At 49.5% G+C, this 19,300-nt stretch carries 16 protein-coding genes; 9 read left to right on the top strand and 7 right to left on the bottom strand.

The annotated features are described in order from the left end of the window. Positions 1-11: 11 nt before the first annotated feature. Together CWE07_RS08595 and CWE07_RS08590 are read right to left on the bottom strand one after the other, a co-directional pair. On the bottom strand, positions 12-647 hold the full coding sequence (locus CWE07_RS08595) for a hypothetical protein (protein ID WP_111569564.1): 636 nt from the start codon (positions 645-647) through the stop codon (positions 12-14). Between the two features lie 21 nt (positions 648-668). Further along, on the bottom strand, positions 669-2,228 hold the full coding sequence (locus CWE07_RS08590) for a M28 family metallopeptidase (protein WP_241974109.1): 1,560 nt from the start codon (positions 2,226-2,228) through the stop codon (positions 669-671). A gap of 352 nt (positions 2,229-2,580) precedes the next feature. On the opposite strand from CWE07_RS08590, the gene CWE07_RS08585 reads away from it, so the two are divergent. Both CWE07_RS08585 and CWE07_RS08580 read left to right on the top strand, forming a co-directional pair. Further along, positions 2,581-4,788 (top strand): TonB-dependent receptor, encoded by a 2,208-nt coding sequence (locus CWE07_RS08585; RefSeq protein WP_111569566.1) that lies wholly within the window; start codon positions 2,581-2,583, stop codon positions 4,786-4,788. Positions 4,789-4,945: 157 nt separating this feature from the next. Next, entirely contained in the window at positions 4,946-5,341 is a 396-nt protein-coding gene (locus CWE07_RS08580; protein WP_111569567.1) for an acyl-CoA thioesterase, read from the top strand. Between the two features lie 40 nt (positions 5,342-5,381). Here CWE07_RS08580 and CWE07_RS08575 read toward each other — a convergent pair whose 3' ends face one another. Together CWE07_RS08575 and cysS are read right to left on the bottom strand one after the other, a co-directional pair. Next, positions 5,382-6,908 carry a M17 family metallopeptidase gene (locus CWE07_RS08575; RefSeq protein ID WP_111569568.1) on the bottom strand — a complete coding sequence of 509 codons (1,527 nt, stop codon included), beginning with the start codon at positions 6,906-6,908 and terminating at the stop codon, positions 5,382-5,384. Positions 6,909-6,963: 55 nt separating this feature from the next. Further along, positions 6,964-8,361 carry a cysteine--tRNA ligase gene (cysS, locus tag CWE07_RS08570; protein WP_111569569.1) on the bottom strand — a complete coding sequence of 466 codons (1,398 nt, stop codon included), beginning with the start codon at positions 8,359-8,361 and terminating at the stop codon, positions 6,964-6,966. Positions 8,362-8,451: 90 nt separating this feature from the next. Here cysS and CWE07_RS08565 point away from each other — a divergent pair, with 90 nt between their 5' ends. The 3 genes from CWE07_RS08565 to CWE07_RS08555 all read left to right on the top strand — a co-directional run bounded on the left by CWE07_RS08565 (position 8,452) and on the right by CWE07_RS08555 (position 10,552). Further along, a complete protein-coding gene (locus CWE07_RS08565) occupies positions 8,452-9,219 on the top strand; it encodes an LOG family protein (protein ID WP_111569570.1) in 768 nt (255 codons plus the stop codon). Positions 9,220-9,293: 74 nt separating this feature from the next. Further along, positions 9,294-9,791: a peptidylprolyl isomerase gene (locus tag CWE07_RS08560; RefSeq protein WP_111569571.1), complete on the top strand. Its 498-nt coding sequence runs from the start codon at positions 9,294-9,296 to the stop codon at positions 9,789-9,791. Then, entirely contained in the window at positions 9,788-10,552 is a 765-nt protein-coding gene (locus CWE07_RS08555) for a UDP-2,3-diacylglucosamine diphosphatase (RefSeq protein WP_111569572.1), read from the top strand. Before CWE07_RS08560 ends, CWE07_RS08555 begins: the two co-directional genes overlap by 4 nt. Here the strand turns inward: CWE07_RS08555 and miaE are convergent. Next, positions 10,500-11,327: a tRNA isopentenyl-2-thiomethyl-A-37 hydroxylase MiaE gene (miaE, locus tag CWE07_RS08550; RefSeq protein WP_111569573.1), complete on the bottom strand. Its 828-nt coding sequence runs from the start codon at positions 11,325-11,327 to the stop codon at positions 10,500-10,502. The two genes, CWE07_RS08555 and miaE, sit on opposite strands and share 53 nt — an antisense overlap. A 279-nt stretch (positions 11,328-11,606) precedes the next feature. On the opposite strand from miaE, the gene CWE07_RS08545 reads away from it, so the two are divergent. Together CWE07_RS08545 and CWE07_RS08540 are read left to right on the top strand one after the other, a co-directional pair. After that, positions 11,607-12,203, top strand: coding sequence for a Yip1 family protein (locus CWE07_RS08545; RefSeq protein ID WP_111569574.1), 597 nt, complete (start codon positions 11,607-11,609; stop codon positions 12,201-12,203). A gap of 153 nt (positions 12,204-12,356) precedes the next feature. Continuing rightward, positions 12,357-13,667, top strand: a complete 1,311-nt coding sequence (locus tag CWE07_RS08540; protein ID WP_111569575.1) for a dicarboxylate/amino acid:cation symporter — start codon at positions 12,357-12,359, stop codon at positions 13,665-13,667. Between the two features lie 85 nt (positions 13,668-13,752). Here CWE07_RS08540 and sohB read toward each other — a convergent pair whose 3' ends face one another. Continuing rightward, entirely contained in the window at positions 13,753-14,760 is a 1,008-nt protein-coding gene (gene sohB / locus CWE07_RS08535; RefSeq protein WP_111569576.1) for a protease SohB, read from the bottom strand. 160 nt (positions 14,761-14,920) lie between these two features. Beyond that, positions 14,921-17,359, bottom strand: a complete 2,439-nt coding sequence (locus CWE07_RS08530; RefSeq protein WP_111569577.1) for a VolA/Pla-1 family phospholipase — start codon at positions 17,357-17,359, stop codon at positions 14,921-14,923. Between the two features lie 362 nt (positions 17,360-17,721). Here CWE07_RS08530 and CWE07_RS08525 point away from each other — a divergent pair, with 362 nt between their 5' ends. After that, a complete protein-coding gene (locus CWE07_RS08525; protein ID WP_111569578.1) occupies positions 17,722-18,474 on the top strand; it encodes a YciK family oxidoreductase in 753 nt (250 codons plus the stop codon). Continuing rightward, positions 18,458-19,294, top strand: coding sequence for a S1/P1 nuclease (locus tag CWE07_RS08520; RefSeq protein ID WP_157983252.1), 837 nt, complete (start codon positions 18,458-18,460; stop codon positions 19,292-19,294). Before CWE07_RS08525 ends, CWE07_RS08520 begins: the two co-directional genes overlap by 17 nt. The last annotated feature ends 6 nt before the right edge of the window (positions 19,295-19,300 follow it).

Genomic DNA, 19,300 nt, shown 5'->3' with positions numbered 1-19,300 from the left:
GTAACTCCCGGTTAATAAAAATAGTACGCAACGCCAATGCCTTGTTGGCGCTCGCCTGAGCTCAGCATGTGGAAGTTTAGGGACACTGCGAACCGGCTAATCACTCGATATTCAGCCTTGATACCGACAGCCGCTGAGTGCTCACGGGTTCGAGTCGGTTCAAATGCGCGACCGTCAAAGTTTGATGCCAGTGCTGGGGTGTCGATAACACGATGCACATAACTAACACTCGGCAATACGGAGAAGTACGAATTTAACCAAATGCGTTTACCAAAACCGAGCGCGTAAGCGGTATTACGACCGTCAGCTTGTTCAAACTCCGCTTCACCGTCTTCGTTTTCTTCGACTTCAAGCAAATAACGTAAATGCCGCCCTCGGCTTGCACGGCCCTCAACAAACCACTGGTTATCAAACTCCCAGCGCAATGCTAAGCCACGTTCGTTGAACTTGTTCTCAGGCATCCAATCGCCGATTTCAGGTAAATCTGAATAATGCGCCTGGATACCTTGATACTCCAACGCAAAACCGCTGGACGTCACTTCCTCACTGGCCATGGCTGACGATACACACATACTTGTGCTTACCATCCCTAAGCCGATTAAACAGCGCGTCACATGCCGCGATAAGCGGCCTTTTAAACTCAACATATTGACCCCAAAAGCCATACCTTAATGGCGCAACTGTGGCCCATCAGTGCGATATAAACCACCGAAGTAACTTTGCGGCAACCAGTAAGGACGCTCCGCGGTATTCGCGATTTCTTCGCCAATGGCAAAATTAATCTGTGCGAACAAGGCACCAAAGTCGTAGCGAATAGCGCCATATGCTTCGGTTAAGCTTGGAATATCATCTTGTGGACGGTGATATTGTTCAGCGAAAAAGCGTGCCCAAACTTCACCACCGTCTTCGCCCTCGTCCTGCGAGGTAAAGCCTGTCATTAAGAATACCGCAGGAATTCCACGCGTGACCAGCATGTAATGATCAGAACGTGTAAATATAGCCTGTTCCGGCATGGGATCAGGACTTGAGGCAATGCCATAACGACCCGCTGCACTTTCGACCACATCGCCTAAACTGGAGTGTGCCGCACCAAATGCAACGACATCGGCGAACGGATACAGCAATACGGGCATATCAAGGTTAACGTTTGCGACCATGTTCTCAATCGCCACAGGCGGGTGCTCGGCAAAATAATCGGCCCCTAATAAGCCTTTCTCTTCGCCTGTGAGTGCCACAAACATAATTGAGCGACGAGGCCCATGGCCTTGTGCTTTTGCCTCAGCAAACATACGCGCCGTTTCAAGCATAATGGCTACGCCTGAAGCGTTATCCAGCAATCCGTTGAACACTTTGTTATCAGTGCTCATATCACGCGCCAAACCTAAATGATCTAAGTGTGCGGTATACACCACATACTCGTCTTTAAGCGTCGGATCTGACCCCTCTATCACGCCAATAATATTGGGGCTACGCAAGTTTTCATGACTTGATTGGCGCGAAAGTGTGGCGCTTACACCTAAATCAAACGCTTGTGGGCGTTGGTTTTGCTCAAGCTGTGCGAACACCTCTTGCAACGATGTTGGCGCATTAGCAAATAGTGGTTCTGCATGCTCATGATGTACATAAGCACTACCTTGAATACTATCGTTGCCTTGCACCTCGCCGTCTTGATTCACCCAGCGTACGCTAGGTGCATTTAGGTACAATAATGAGGTTTCGTAAGGGCGCACCTGCTCACGCTGCGGCGTGTGCAAGGTAATCACGCCTACCGCGCCGCGCTCAGCCGCTAATTCAGCTTTCAAACGACTTAAATGCGCTGCTTCTTCACTCGGCAAATCATCCGGCCAGCCGGTGACCATCACCACAATTTTGCCGTCAACATCAACCTCGGCGTAGTCATCGAAGCCGAATGTCTCCGATGCCATACCAAAACCAACAAACACAAGTTCCGCAGTCACCGACTGCTCTGTCGCTGCCGCACTTGGCCCAGTAAAGAATGCACGGGGAAAGGCCATATCAATATCGGTATCGCCATCGTGAATGGTAAAGCTCGCACTATTGCTTACAAGTCGAGTTTGAATAGCAGGCATCCACTGGAAGTATTCTTCTTCACCATAAGGAAGCAAACCTAATTGTTCATAATTCGATGCCACATAATTTGCTGCAATGTCGTAGCCGCGGCTACCGGTATCGCGACCTTCTAGCAAATCATCGGCGATAAATTTCATGTGAGCTCGCACCGCGTGCTCACGCGCTTGGGGTTCTACATACGAAGTTTGTGCACACGCGGCTAAAACGCTCAACGCGGCAACAGCAGTACACGCTGAGCGCATTATACGACTTTGAATCATAATCCAACCTTTTTATCGTTATCATCCAGCTTGCAGTGTAACCAGTTTATAAAAAGACCACCATGCTAAGTTGCAGTGATTGTTGCTGTGATGTGCTTGCGTTTGTATCCTACCTTGATGTAATGTTATATTATCACACGAACTTAGACAGGATGCGTTGACTTGTATAGCAAGCGCACGCATGGACTATACGAGTCGTTCCGCAAAACAGTAGACAAGAGTGTTATCCATGAAGTTAATGAAAAAGCATCCACTCGCATTAGTGATCGGCAGTGCCCTCGCCACCGCATACATTGCACCCGCTATGGCGCAAAATGACAATGAGCACGAACACACTCACCAAGAGTTAGAGCGCATTGTAGTAACCGCAAACCCACTAGATCGCACGGCACTTGAGTCGGCACAGCCAATTTACGTACTCACTGGCGATAGTTTACGTGAAGCACAAGCGCCGACTTTAGGTGAAACACTGCGTAATTTACCGGGTATTCAGAGCACCTACTACAGCCCGACTGCCAGCAGCCCGGTGATTCGCGGACTTGATGGCCCGCGCGTACGTATCTTACAAAATGGCCTGGATGTTGGTGATATCTCACGCGGCGGCCCTGACCATGCGATATCGACCGAATCAATGACGGCAGAGCAAATTGAAGTTTTACGTGGCCCTGCGACCTTACTCTACGGCAGTGGCGCCAGCGGCGGTATCGTTAACGTCGTGGATAACCGTGTCCCGCGTACCGCAATTAATGAACTTGAAGGCCAAGTATCAGCAGGCGTTGGCAGTGCTGCGAATGAGCGCACGCTAGCGGCTAGTTTACGCCATGGCACGGGTAACTTTGCGTTCCATATCGATGGCTTTAAACGTGACGCCGATGATTACCGCGTGCCTGAGTTTGTCGATCCAGACGGCGAGCGCTCACAGCTTATTAATAATAGTTTCACCGACGACGTTGGCGGCACTGTGGGTGCCAGCTTTGTTGGCCAGCGCGGCTTCATTGGCGCCAGCTATGGGCGTTTAGAGCGCCAGTATGGTATTCCTGGTCATAGCGATGACCATGGTGACGATCAGGGTGGACACGATCACGGCGGAGACGACCACGGCGGACACGATGCTGGTATTTTTGCCGACATGGTGCAAGACAGATTCCAAATTCTTGGTCAGCTCAATAATCCGTTTGCCGGTATCGAACGGATTAATATCAATTTTGGTTACACTGAGCTAACCCACCAGGAAATTGAAGGAAGCGTTGTCGAGTCGGCTTTCGAACTTGAGCAAACAGAACTGAGAGTAACCGCAAGGCATCAAGAGCTAGCAGGCTGGCGTGGTGCGTTTGGTGTTCAGTTGAAGCGTGATGACTATGCGTCATCTGGATTCGAAGCCTTCACGCCAAGCAGTGAAACCAACCTAGTTGGTGCGTTTTGGCTAGCGGAACAGCGTGTTGATCAAATTACCTACGAGCTTGGGGCGCGCCTGGAACACGTAGAACTGTCGACAGAAGGCCTCGAAGATATTAGTTATCGCCCATTTAGTGCTTCAGCAGGTGCTACATACCAAGCAAGCGATGCACTTCGTTTTAGCGCTAACATCGCTTATAGCGAGCGCGCACCGATGGCTGCAGAGCTATTTTCAAATGGCGCTCACTTTGCGACCCGTACATTTGATATCGGTGGTATTTACGAAATTCACGAAGACCACAGCCATGGCGACCATGACCATAGCCATGATCATGCGGAAGAGTATCACCTTGCATTTCGCGATTATGCGCTTAGCAAAGAGCGTGGTGCAAATTTAGACTTGGGCGCGCATTACCACGGTGAGCGCTGGCATTTTGACGCCAACCTATTCTACAACCGCATTAACGATTTTATTTATACCCGTAATACTGGTTTGTTGAGCTCTCAGTTAGATGCGGACTTAGGTTTAGGTGGTGGTCACGATCACGACCATGGCCATGACCACGATCACAGCCACGATAGTTCAGGTTTGATGGTGATTCAATATACTCAAGCCGATGCCGAGCTATATGGTTACGAGGTGTCAGCGCATTACCTACTAAGCGATGAGTGGCATTTTGGTGTTTGGTCTGACTATACGCGCGCTAAGCTTCGTAGCGGCGGCAATGTACCGCGCATTCCAGCACAGCGTACGGGGCTTGATGTAAGCTATAGGCAAGCTAACTGGGACGCAAAAGTGACCTATACCCAATACTGGGCGCAAAATGATACCGCTGAATTCGAAGCACCTACGGATTCGTTTGGTATTCTAAGCGCGTACCTCAATTTCTATCCGCAAATGGCAGGTCGTCAAGACATCGCATTCTATTTGCGCGCAGAGAACTTGAACAACCGTCTTGGTTATGTGCACAACTCATTCATTCGTGATTATGCGCCACTACCAGGCACCAACATTGGTTTAGGCGTGCGCATGACGTTCTAATCCAAAAGCTGGGTGAACAAGTGATAAAGCAAAAGGCGTTGTGCAAACAACGCCTTTTTTATATCTGCGCGTTCGATTATTTCTATTTAAAAAGCCTAAATTCGTCATAATTATCGTTTATAATATGTGTTAATTTCCATTCATTTAAGGAGTGATTATGCGCTTTTTATCCCGTCGCTTAGTAATGCCTAACGACTTAAACTTTGCTGGCTCATTATTCGGTGGCCGAATTCTTGAATGGATTGACGAAGAGGCTTATATTTTTGCTAGTTGCCAACTGGACGCTAAAAGCTTGGTGACTAAGCATATTGGCGCCATTAGCTTCGAAGCGTCAGCGTTCCAAGGTGACGTGGTTGAATTTGGTTTAGCCATTAAAACCGTGGGCCGTTCTTCATTAACAGTGACTTGTGTGGTGCGCAATAAAGTGACTAAACAGAACATTTGTGTCGCCGACGACATCGTATTTGTACACATTGACAGTGACAGCCGCAAACCAACGCCACACGGCAAGACCCGCGAACAACTTGAAGCAATAAAAATTGAGGCGCCATAAGGCGCCTCTTTTTTTGCTGCTTCAACAATCACGCAAACGCTTAACTTAAGAAGCGTCCAGCAAATGCTAACAACGGCGTTGAAGTTGGTTTGCCATGTTGCCAGTCTCCAGTGTCCACACCACTACCAGCGATATCCACATGGGTATACGGCAAAGGCTTCGCACTGTTGCGACCGTGTTGATCAAGGCCCGATACCACAGCTAAAAAAGCCATCGGGAACTGATGACCGCGTTTAGTTGTTGCAGACGGGCCATTGTTGCTCGACAGCAGATCATCGGCTTTAGTACGTCCGCGCACGAAATCAAAATCCTCGCGACGACTGACCGACAACTCAGCAGGGTCGCCCCACAACTCACTTGCTTGGATTAATTCGTTCACCAACCCAGTTGATTGCGCTTGACCGTTAGGGACTAATGCAGTGTATGGGCCTTTGCTCAAAGCGGCATGGCCAGTAAGTGTCGCCACTGTGTACAAACTTGGGTTTACGGCATCGAGGGCTTGTTCACGCAAATGAGCCAAGCAATCCGCCATGACTAAACGCCCCTCAGCATCCGTGTTACCGATACGCACACGCACACCACTACGACCAGTGATAATTTCATCGGCGACGAAGGCGTCTGAGCCTATGCTATTGCGCGCCGCACCAATTTCCGCAACCACTTTGAGGTGCGCTGGCTTTAGCTCAGCGACGGCCTTCACGAACGCAGCAACTCCTGCAGCACCGCCTTTGTCACGGCTCATACCCGCCATATGGCCACCGGTTTTCAAATCGGCGCCGCCCGTGTCGTAGGTAATCGCCTTACCAACCATAAACAGACTGTCGGTAATCTCGCCGCTACCGGTATATTCCAGGCGTATCACACATGGCCGTTGGCGTGGGGTGTTAAATGAGGCACGACCAACTGCAGCCAATAACGGATACTCATGCTCAAGTTGCATGCGATCATCAATCACCGTGACTTTAACGCCAGTGCCGGCAAAAATATCTTGGCAGTATTCAGCAAACTTAATCGGTGACATTCGTTCAGGCTCTGTACCGCATAAATCACGCCCGGCACGACGACCCGCTTCCACGGCGTTAAGCCATGCCGCATCAACCTCACCCACCAATGTAATATCGGTGACAGGCTCGACTTCATCACCAAAATGCTCTCGTGCCTCCAAAGGCTCGTATAACTCCTGGCACGCGCCAAAGGCTGCCAGCGCTAAAGCGTGTTGGTAGGTGGCATGTTGTGGCACGGCAACTAGCATGATGGCCGGTTGCGTTGCCCCAGCCTGCATAGCGACACGAATACCTTGACGCGCGGCATCATAAAAACGGCGCACGTCATCGTAATCGCGGTCAAGTGGACCTGTGCTTACAGTGATTAACCGTTGTTGCGGTGCTGCCGCGCAAATAGTGAGCTGAGCGCCCTGCCCAACCCGTTGGTCAATGCGCTGCGCGGCGGCGAAATCAGCTGCCAACGAGCTTGGCAATTGACTGAAATCAGGGCCGATCACAATCAGTGCATCGGCGTGGTTCAAGTTATCTAACTGGCTGACTTGATGTAACTTTGGTGCGGCCATAGGGCGACTCCCGTTCTACTACAAATGAATGTACGCTGCAGCTGTACTCGGCGACTTATTGTCGGCGCCAAGTGGTACCTGCTGCACCGTCTTCTAATACAATACCCATTGCCGCTAAACTGTCGCGTGCCTCATCGGCTGCCGCCCAGTCCTTATTGGCGCGCGCGGTGTTACGCGCTAAAATCAGCGCTTCAATAGTCGCAACTTCATCATTCTCTGCGCCTGATTGCGTCGAGCCTTGCTGGAAAAATTGCTCAGGCTCTTGCTGCAACACGCCCAGTACCTTCGCATATTCGAGTAATAAGCCTACGTGTGCGCTGGCTAGCTCAGGTTGCGAATTGCGTGTTTTATTAATCTCGCGTGCTAAGTCAAACAATACCGACATAGCCTCAGGCACATTAAAGTCATCGCTTAGAGCTGCCTTAAAGCGCTCATCGTAGCTTGCGCGCAGCTCGGCTTCAGGTGTGGATGCCTGAATACCGCGGATAGCGGTATATAAACGCTCTAAACCTGCTCGAGCCTGCTGTAAATGCTCTTCCGAGTAGTTAAGCTGGCTGCGATAGTGCCCTGAGAGTAAAAAGAAGCGCACGGTTTCTGCGTCATAGGTGACCAACACTTCGCGAATGGTGAAGAAATTACCCAGTGACTTGGACATTTTCTCTTGGTTTACCTGCACCATACCGCTGTGCATCCAATAATTTACATACGGCGTGTCATTCGCGCAGCAAGACTGAGCCACTTCATTTTCATGGTGCGGGAACATTAGGTCAGAACCACCACCATGAATATCAAAATGCTTTCCTAAATGCTTACTGTTCATCGCTGAGCACTCAATATGCCAGCCTGGGCGACCCGGCCCCCAAGGTGAATCCCAGTTGGGTTCACTAGGCTTGGCTTGCTTCCAAAGCACGAAGTCCAGCGGATCCTGCTTACCCTGATCTACAGAAACCCTGGCGCCAGCTTGTAATTGGTCTAAATCTTGGCGGCTAAGCTTGCCGTAGTCGGCATAACTGGATACATCAAACAGCACATCACCGTTATTCGCCACGTACGCGTGCTTTTTCTCTACCAAGGTTTCGATCAGCGCAATAATGTCGTCCATATGCGTGGTGACACGTGGCTCAATATCCGGCTCAACCAGGTTCAACGCAGCAAAATCTTCGTGCATATGCGCAATAAAACGCTCGGTGAGTTCACCGATGGGTTCATCGTTTTGTGCGGCACGCACAATAATCTTGTCATCTACATCCGTGATATTACGCACATAGGTAACTTGGTAACCGAGATAACGTAAGTAGCGCACCACGACGTCAAATGCCACGTAAGTTCTGGCATGGCCGATGTGGCAGTAATCATATGTTGTTACACCGCATACATAGAGCTTCACCTCCCCCGGCGTGAGTGGCTGGAATTCTTCCTTCTGCTTAGTCAGGGAATTAAAAAGCTTGAGCATCTCGTGCAACTCCGTTTTTAAATGCGAAATAAATGGTATAGTTCGAATAGCTACAAAGCATAGCATTATCAAGCGTTACGAGGAATATGAATGACCCATAAAGGCGTCCCAACACCCGAGTTTTTAAAACTTGCCGAATCAGCATCCCCTGAAGATATCCAACGTGCACAGCATTTAGCTGACGAATGGTTAAGTGTCGAGGCTGCCCTTGCGCAAGCCGACGTGCGCCACACCATCTCGATTTTTGGCAGTGCGCGCATTCCTGCCCCCGAAGAAAGCCAATGCGACGGTGAAGACCAACGGGAATGCGCGGATTTGAATCACTTTTATGCCGATGCACGTGAGCTATCCGCGCGCTTAGGTGAACTAATTGAAATGCGCCAATTGCGCCATACCCGTTTAGTAACCGGAGGTGGCCCAGGTATTATGGAGGCGGCCAGCCGCGGCGCCCATGATGTCAACCACCCGAGTATCGGGTTAAATATTGTGTTGCCTCGCGAGCAACGTGTGAACCCCTTCATTGCGGCAAAGCATTCTTTTGAGTTTCAATACTTTGCCATGCGTAAAATGCACTTTCTCAAGCGTGCCAAAGCCGTGATTGTGTTTCCTGGTGGCTTTGGCACCTTGGATGAGTTGTTTGAAACCCTCACCCTGATTCAGACCAAGAAAATGCCCAGCGTGCCGATTCTGCTGTACGGCAAAGATTTTTGGACACGCTTGATAAACCTAGAGGTTTTAGCTGAGCACGGTTTGATCAATCCAGAAGATCTTAAGCTCTATCATGTGGTTGATAGTGTGCAAGAATGCTTGGATTTAACGGTGCCAATTATCGAAGCCATTGCGCAAACTCACGAGTAAACTTTTGCTATATTGGCGCATAGGCTAGAATATGCGCCTTCGTCCCTATTTTTATCCAGATAAGAGAGACCATCATGCAGGTGACTTTAACCACCAATCACGGCGATATCACATTACGTTTGTTAGCCGACAAAGCCCCAGAAACGGTTGCTAACTTTATCAAGTACGTCGATAGCGGCTTCTACGACAACACCATTTTTCACCGTGTCATTGACGGTTTTATGATTCAAGGTGGCGGTTTTACACCGGGCATGAGCCAAAAGGAAGTTCAGGCACCGATTAAAAATGAAGCCAACAACGGTGTTGCGAATACTCGTGGTACTGTCGCTATGGCGCGTACCAACGACCCGCATTCAGCAACAGCTCAATTTTTTATTAATGTTAAAGACAATGATTTCCTTAATTTCCAATCAGAAAGCGCCCACGGTTGGGGCTACTGTGTATTCGCCGAAGTCGTAGAAGGTATGGATGTGGTCGACGCGATTAAAGCGGTAGACACTGGCAACGCTGGCTTCCACGCTGACGTACCAGTCAACGATGTTGTGATCGAGAAAGCTACCAAAGTCGCATGACCACCCTGTTCATCTCGGACTTGCACTTAAGCGAACAGCGCCCAGATATTACTGCGCTGTTCCAAGCTTTTTTGCACACTGAAGCGCGTCAATCTGATGCGCTTTATATTTTAGGTGACCTGTTCGATGCGTGGATCGGTGATGATGATCTGACCCCGTTTCATCTGGATGTGATTCAATCCCTACGCCAGTTAACCGATGCGGGCGTACCTGTATTTTTTATCGCTGGTAATCGTGATTTCGTGATTGGCAAACGTTTTGCGGCTATGACTGGCGTCCAAATTCTTGCCGAAAGTGTGGTGGTTGATTTGTATGGCACCCCGACCTTGCTAATGCACGGCGATACTTTGTGCACGCGGGATGTCAGCTACCTTCGCTTTCGCAAAATTATTCGTAACCCCGTGCTATTGGCACTATTAACGCGCTTGCCCTTAAGCTGGCGACGCGGTATTGCGGCCCATTTACGTGGCACCAGTAAAACCAAGCAGCCACTCAGTGCTGAGCAACTTGAGAAAATGGACGCAACCGAAGACGGTGTGCAAGCAGCACTGGCCAAGCAACCAGCACGACGTATTATTCACGGTCACACTCACCGCCCAGGTGTGCATCAGCATCACGTCAGCCGTTTAGGTGCCCGCCCAGTCGAACGCATTGTGTTGGGCGACTGGTACGAACAAGGCAGTGTGCTTAGTGTGGATGCAACCGGGTTTAACTTACAGTCGCGTCCGCTGCCCCAGCCTGAGGCTCTAACGCCGCGCTAGGCGCACCGCTGTGAAAGCGAAAATCAGTATCTGCACTGACAATCAGTTCTGCCTCTAGCGCGCCAAAATGCGCAATCCGATCGTCCACAGCCTGAGCCGGCGTGCCAGCTTGTTCTGCAAGCATATAGGCCAGGTGCAGGTAATCTTGGTAATGACGAGCCTCTGAACGTAACAGTGAAATATAGAAGCGCCCAAGGTCCGCATCGACATGCGGTGCGATGGCAGCAAAACGCTCACAAGAGCGCGCCTCAATATATGCACCGACAATCAGCTTATCAATAAAAGCAGCGGGCTCATGGGTGCGGATTTCGCGCCGCAGGGCGGCGGCGTATCGAGCGGCGCTAATTGGCTCAAGATTAATATCGCGTTCCCGCATAATCGCCAATACCTGTTCAAAATGGTGCAGCTCTTCTTTGATCAACAACACCATTTTACCAATTAGCTCATTCACTACAGGGTCGTCACTTCGACTATGGGTATTGGCCTTGTTCAGCCCTTGGGTTCCATTAAACTGACCGTCACCGATACCTCGATAGACAAAGTCCTCATACGGTTTTAGCCAATCCAATACGTGCTGCGCCAGCAAACTGTTAGGCGCGTAGCGACGGATTAAAAATGCCGCACTTTGCGCGGCTTTTAATTCACAATGTAAGTGATCAAGTAACAGACTGTTCAAATTGTGCGGCTGCTTCGCTTGCTCGATCCATGCTGACGGGGTCGCAACGCTCAAAAATTGTTCAACAGGTTGCAATAGGGCTTTAATTTTATTGTCCATGATGGCTCTCTAGCTCAGGTTCTAACAGCTTTATAACAAAATAGTTCTGAACCAAAAGTGCTCAGAATTATTCAATCTTGATACTTTCCCCCGACACGTCACTATAGATGCATAAGTGAATTTATTCTCTTGATTAAAAACAGTAATACATTCGTTCAGGCGTTACGTATGTAAGTTATACCAAACCTGCTCGACCCGTGTAACTGACAACACAAGCTACTACAAAAGTAGCGATGAATTAACAACCAAGACGCTAAGCGAAACGCTTTAGGGGGTCATATGATACTAAATCACATCTGGGGACTCTACGCTCATCCGGTTGATGAATGGAAAACTATTGATGCGCGACATGAAAGCTTACGCTTCTCGTTGTCACATATTCTTATCGTAGCACTTATTCCATGTGCGTTTGCTTACTATGCCGGGGCTCATGCAGGCTTCAGTATCGGTGCACGTGAAGTTATTGTGCTGACGCCGCAAAGCGCGCTGACGCTAGCCGTGACGATGTACTTTGGCATTGTTGCGGGGGTCATGGCACTTGCTTATTTAATCCACTCTATGGCAAAAATTTTTGGCGCGGCGCCAAGTTATACTCAAGCCCTTGAACTTGCAGCTTACACCGCAACCCCAGTACTGATGTCAGGTATTGCCGCTCTCTACCCGGAACTCTGGTTTGTCTCCATGGCATTCCTGGCCGGTGTGGCTTATTCGGTATACTTACTATACGCAGGGGTGCCTATTTTAATGCATATTCCTGAAGAGCGTGGCTTCTTGTATTCCAGCTCAGTGGTAACCGCAGGCCTGATTTTGATGGTCATCCTGATGGTTATCACCGCCATGGCATGGACCAATGGCTTTGCGCCTACCTACCTGTAGGCTGCGTGTAAAGGTTGATTGAGTAAAAGGGGCTGTTGAGCCCCTTTTTTATTGTTTCCGACGAATGCTTGAATAGAAGCGCTTTGGCAATTTAGGCAAGTCTGCTAGTCTAGCTGCCTTTTCAAAATTACAAAAACCGAAGCAGGATTTTCCATGGCCTCAAAAAAATTAAGCCTGACCAGCAAAATCGTGATCGGCATGGTTGCCGGTATTGTGCTTGGTCTGATATTGCAATTGACCATCGCGGAACAGCCTTGGGTGCAAACTTTTATCATTGGCGGTGTCTTCACGGTTGTTGGTGAAATATTCATCAGCAGTTTAATGATGTTAGTCGTGCCTCTGGTGTTCGTCTCGCTGGTGCTTGGTACGAGCGCCTTAAGTGACCCTGCCAAACTTGGACGCCTCGGCGGCAAAGCGATTGGCTTATACTTATTCACCACCGCAGTCGCCATTACTATCGCCATTGCTGCCGCCCTGATTGTGCGCCCTGGCGATGGCATGAATTTAACCTCAGATGCCAGCTTTGATGCAGCAGAAGCCCCCTCTTTTGGCCAAGTACTGGTTGATATGGTGCCACGCAACCCAATTAATGCCATGGCTGAAGGCAACATGCTGCAAATTATCGTATTTGCGCTGCTGTTCGGAATCGCGCTTACCTTAGTAGGAAAGCCGGGTGAGCGCTTAAAAGGTTTTTTTGAAGACTTCAACGTGGTCATCATGAAACTGGTGATGCTGCTGATGGCTGTAGCGCCCTACGGTGTATTTGCGTTGATGGCGCGACTGTTTGCAGATATGGGCTTTGCTACCATAGGTAACTTGCTTAAATACTTCCTGCTCGTATTTGGTGTACTGATTATCCACGGTTTAGTGACCTACCCTGCGATGCTCAAGGTATTAACCGGTCTCAACCCGCTTATTTTTATGCGTAAAATGCGTAACGCGCAGTTATTTGGTTTTTCTACGGCGAGCAGCAACGCAACCATTCCGGTCACCATGGAAACGGCCACAGGTAAACTGGGCGTCAATAACGCGGTCAGCTCTTTCACCGTCCCCCTTGGCGCTACCATTAATATGGACGGCACTGCGATTATGCAGGGCGTAGCCACCGTATTTATTGCCCAAGTGTATGGCGTCGACCTAACCTTAGTTGATTACCTGATGGTCATCGCCACCGCAACGCTTGCTTCGGTAGGTACTGCAGGCGTGCCTGGGGTTGGCTTGATTATGTTGGCGATGGTGCTGCAACAGGTTGGTTTACCGGTTGAGGGCATTGCGCTGATTATCGGGGTGGACCGACTGCTCGATATGACCCGGACTGCGGTAAACATTACCGGTGATTGTATGGTCACGACTGTGATTGGTAAAAGCGAAGGTCAGCTAGACGAAAACGTCTACAACGACCCCAAAGCAGACACTAAGCTAGCGAATGATAACCGTAATGAGGAAAGCACAGCGAACACATAGTCCTTAAGTGCATCCATTATTTATTAGCAAAAAACCCAAGCAATGCTTGGGTTTTTTAATGAAGCTGTTCGCAGAGGCGTAATGATTAACGATGCCAGAACTGAGCCCGCTGCAACCACTTTAAAGCGACCTGCTCGATACTCGTTACCGCACTTTGAGTCAGCTTGTGTGCCATATTCTTTTTCACTTGATAGCTGACCCGAATCACATCGGCACCTTTAGACGCGGCCAGCACGATATCGTCACTGGTTGCGACTTGATCTACTAAGTTAAGCGCCACAGCTTGCTGCCCATACCACACTTCTCCAGTTGCCACGCGGTCAATATCAACGCTTGGGCGCTGAGTCGAGACATGTTGTTTAAACAACACATGAACCTCATCAATGTCTTGCTTGAATTTAGCACGGTCTGCATCTGTATTTTCACCAAATAGTGTTAACGTACGCTTATACTCACCCGCCGTGACTTGCTCAAAATCGACATCGTTTTTCTTTAGTAAGCGATGAAAGTTAGGTAGCTGTGCGATAACACCAATTGAGCCAACTACCGCAAATGGTGCAGCCACAATAGTATTGGCTACACACGCCATCATATAGCCACCGCTCGCCGCGACCTTGTCAATAGTGACGGTAAGCTTAAGGCCACGCTCTTTTATCCGCTGCAACTGTGAGGCGCCAAGGCCGTAACCGTGTACCACGCCACCGCCACTCTCGATACGCACAATCACTTCGTCGTTATCGGCGGCTACCTGAAGCACAGCCGTCACTTCTCGACGCAGGCTCTCCACTTCTTTGGCGTCCATTGAGCCTTTAAAGTCAATCAAGAACACTTTGCGATCCGCTTCGTGTTCACTGGCGTCTTGTTTTTTTGCGCTCTTCTGGGCCTTTTTGCGTGCTTTTTTCGACATTAAGCTATGTTGAATCTGACGCGTAGTTTTGCGTAACTCACGGGTTAAATTATCGACGTGCAGTTCGCCCTTGGTGTCTTTCTGCTTTGCCGCCGCCGAGACAACCACACTAACGATTAAAAACACTGCCACCACCACGACGACAGCCTTGCCTACGAATAAGCCTATCTCAATCAAATATTCCAATGTACTTCCCCTTGATCACCTTGAGTCCCAAACATTGTAGCAATGAATTCAAACTAGCAGTATGTCTAAGCGAGCTTGGTATCTCTAGATGCTTAAAACTCAACACAAATGGCAAAAAAAAAGCCAGCGTATAGCTGGCTTCTTATTCGTTTAGAGCTGTTTAGCGCAGTTCGTCTTCATCAACCGCTAAGACTAAACCGTTAGATTGCATGTAGACACCAACAGTTTGCTGAATACTTTGCAATACACGTGCTTCGACTTCGGTGTTACCTGGCGACAATAGTGAACCATGCGTCGCATCAACATAGCGTAAGTAAGCTGACACTGGCTCTTCGCCCATAACAGATTCTGTCACCACTGGTAGGCCCAACAGACGAGCTAGTGGCGCCGTACCGGCAGTTGGATACGCCGTGGTATTTGGAATCACAGTGTCACCGTCTGCCTGGATAAGAATCATCGGGATCTCAGTTGAACGCGCTAATGCAGCATAGTTCACCGGATCCGATGAATCGATCACGGTTTGTGCAGCGAAGCGGAACTGAGTTAACAATTCGTCACGCGCCGCAACCAATGCAGCTGGGGCTTCGGCAAAGAATTGCACGTAGAATTGCGCGATAAAGGTGTTAAACGCAGCGCTACCTGGTGCAGGTCCACCGTTGTTTTCAATCGCCGCATTTGCTGCTTGACGGAATGGCGCGATTTGCTGATACGACAGTAAACCACCAATCACAGGACCGAACTGCTGCGACTCTAATAAGAACGACGCGATACCGCCACCTGGCATGCCCAGTGCTGCAACGTCGACGTCAAAGCTGACACCTAGCTGTGCAGCTTGCTCGCTGAACATATGAGGCGAGTTCGCCACTGCCAGGAAGTTTGTACCTACGATGGCACCTAACGAGTGGCCGATAAACTTCACGTTGTCACCATCAATATTGGCACCACCAAAGTTCGAACCACCTTGTCCTAACGCGTGACGTAATGCCAATAAGTCAGAGGTGCTTTGACGTAAGTTGTCACGGGCTGTCAGTAAGCTAGACAAGTTCAAATACGCAGTTGGATCAGAGCCTGCATTGAACTGGCTGCTGCCAAAGTCACGCGCGCCATGCAACGGGTGGTCAATCGCGATCATCGCTTGACCAGATAAAGCTAAAGTTCCTGCAATGGCTAGCGCCTGTTCTTTGTCGCCACCAATGCCGTGTTGGAAAATCACAACTGGCCAGCCGTCTTCAGGCTCGCTGATTGTCGGCATTTCCATGCTTTGGCGAATCACATTGACGACTGCTACATTCGGCACCGACATCACAAACGGCAAGTTTTTAAACGCGCGCACTGCCGGAATCGGGTTAAATTTGGTCAAGTTACGATTTGCATCCAGGCAAGCAAGCACGGCACCGGCGCCATCTTCATCAGCCGCAGCAACAGCAAATTGAATTTGCCCCGCTAGGCTTTGCGGGTTTTCTGGGTTCGCATCTTCGGGACGCTCCATTAAAGGCAGCAAATCAGCTACTGCAACATCACCAGCACAACTTTCATTACCACCACGCAATGCAGTGACAATACTTGCCACGCTGATGAACTGCGCTTGCCAGAAACCTGTACGTGGCGCTGCTGGATTTCCCTCTGTCGGGATTGGGCTAAAATATGGGGCGCTGAACTGGCCGCCATATAAGTCCGCCGCGCTTGCAATCGTTGCTGCTTGCGATGGCGAAGTAATAGCGCCCGCCGCAACTAAAGCGTCCGCTACGGAGTTACCTGTGTTTTGTGCCTGAATCGCGCCAACTGGAATCTGGCCAACAGACATCAAACCTTGAACGGTTTGCAATACATCATCAACTGATTGGGTCGTAAAGCCAGAAGCATAGGCGTAACGGCTTGGCGACAAACCGAAGCTGCTTAATGCCGCCTCGTAACTGCGAATCACATTTTGTAGACCTGCGCCTTCACCGTCTAGAGTCACATCAGGGTTACGTGCAACTGCATAAGTTTGCGATGGGCGTACCGCGCGACCTAATTCGTCAGTGATACCATCAGTCAGCACCACTAAATAACCAGTTTTAGGTTCTAATGGACGTACTGGAACTACTGTCGCAGTGCGATTTGCGTAGGTCACGATAAAGTCGTTTTCCGGACCATATTCCAACTCACCAACAACTCGACAGGCTGTACCAGCTGGACGTGTTGCACATTCTGCATCACGAGTATCACCGCCCATCACAGTTTTAAAAATACGAATACCACCAGGTGATGTCACCGATTGGCCATTGATGGCTACTCGATTACCTTGACTGTCCTGAGCATACGCAAAGTTAAACGTCAGTGGCATAGTCGTCGACCAGCCATCTAACGAGTTAATCGCAACCTGAGGGTCGCCAAAATTAGTTGGGTCAGACACTGGAATGTTCAGTGTACCGTCAGTGGTGCCACCAAGCAGGATATCGCTGGGAATTGGTAATTGACCGTTTGCAGGGTCAAATACTACCCGGGTGAACGGTGTGCGCGCTTCTTCTTGAGTTACCGGCGCATCATCGCCATCAGCGACGCAGGCGGTAAGCCCAAGTGCAGAACCTACAGCTACGGAAAGCAATAGTTTTTTCATGAGGTGTCCCCAATCCTTGTTGTTCTAATTATTGGCAGCCGAATGGCTGTTTATATTGCGCCCTTAAGTAACCCAGCAGAAGTAATCACTTATTTGCTAAACATCCCCATGATTACGGTACTTATCTTGCCTGACTGACGTTACTTGATTGAGCGGTTTACCATGTGTACAAAATTCAATTGGCCAACAGTTATTTAACAACTGCCGCCGCTGAGCTTACTCTGATGTGCTGAGTATTTACAGAATTTATACACCCCAAACAAGCAATATTAAAGGTTTTTCTGACAAATTCTTAGCAACAGCTGAGATAGATTTAAATTACAGGTACACTATGGCACAACTTTTCACAACTATCATTAGCTATGCAGTCACATCAAACTTTTACCGCACCTGAAAATGCCTTACGTGACAAAGTTATTCTGGTCACTGGGGCTGGCGATGGCATTGGCAAAGAAGCCGCCATCACATTTGCTCGCCATGGCGCGACCGTTATTTTATTAGGCCGCACTGTGGCCAAACTAGAAGCCGTGTACGATGCCATTGAGCAGTCTGGTGGCCCACAACCAGCAATTATTCCGCTGGACATGAAAGGCGCCACCGAAGCTAACTATCGGGATATGGCCGCCACTATTATGGACCAATTTGGGCGCCTGGATGGATTGTTACACAATGCCAGTCTACTCGGCGTGTTATCACCTTTCGGCCAAATTGACTTGCCAACATGGCAAGACATTATGCAGGTAAATGTTACTGCACAATTTATGATGACCAAGGCTTTGTTACCGGTACTGATGGCGGCACCTCAGCCTTCGGTGGTATTTACCTCATCAGGCGTAGGTCGCACTGGACGCGCGCACTGGGGCCCTTACGCAGTGTCGAAGTTCGCCACTGAAGGCATGGCTCAGGTGCTAGCTGACGAGTATGAAAATTCGAACCTACGCGTCAACGTTATCAATCCAGGCGCTACCAATACCGCGATGCGTTCTAAAGCGTATCCAGCAGAAGACAAAAGCCTGCTGAAAACCGCGGCGGATATTATGCCGACTTATTTGTATTTAATGAGTGATGCAAGTAGCCATATCACAGGAGAATCTTTGGATGCACAAAGTCGTTAATTGTAAAGCCAGCTTGACGCTTGGTATTGGATTATTTGCGATTGGTGCTCAACTAAGCTCAATCCAAGATGCACATGCTTGGGGCTTTGCCGGGCATGAGTTTATCGGTCATACCACGTACGCATATTTGACACCTGAAGCAAGAGCATGGGTTGATAGTAAATTAGCCTATCTCGAAGAAGAGTCATTGGCCACTGCGACCACATGGGCCGACCGAGTGCGTGGTACCGAGGAAGGATGGGCTTTAGGTCCGCTTCATTTTGCGAATATCCCACCGCATGCCACCGAGATTGATATGCAACGCGACTGCCCTAATCGCCGCTGTGTGGTTGGTGCAACGTTCGACGCGTTAGACGTGTTATTGGACCCTACGGCAGACCCGTCAGAGCAGGCAGACCAATTACGTAAGATCACGCACTGGATTACGGATATGCATCAGCCTCTGCATCTTGGTTTTGCTCGCGACCGTGGCGGTAATGACACCATTGTCGAGTTCAACGGCGAAGAACAAAATTTACACCGCACCTGGGACACTTTAATTTTGGTCGAGAAAGACCTGCCAACGCCAGAGCAATTTGCCGCCGAGCAGGCGTTACCAGACGATCCGCAGGATTGGTATGAGGCTGTTAAATCATGGGCGACCGAAGCCAATATGCTAGCGCGCGAGTACGCCTACGGCGGTATGCAGGAAGGTGAGCCGCTGTCTGATGCCTATGTTGAGCAAGCCCGTGTCGTCATTCGTCAGCAGCTACATCACTCTGCACAACGTATGGCTCAAGTTATCAACTATGCCGCTGAAATCAATTTAAGCGCAGAGTAAAATAGC

Origin of the sequence: Aliidiomarina maris (assembly GCF_003987335.1) — a bacterium.
In the GTDB taxonomy this organism is placed as follows: domain Bacteria; phylum Pseudomonadota; class Gammaproteobacteria; order Enterobacterales; family Alteromonadaceae; genus Aliidiomarina; species Aliidiomarina maris.
Note: the sequence above shows the minus strand (reverse complement) of the source record. Positions and strands in the feature narration are given on the sequence as shown.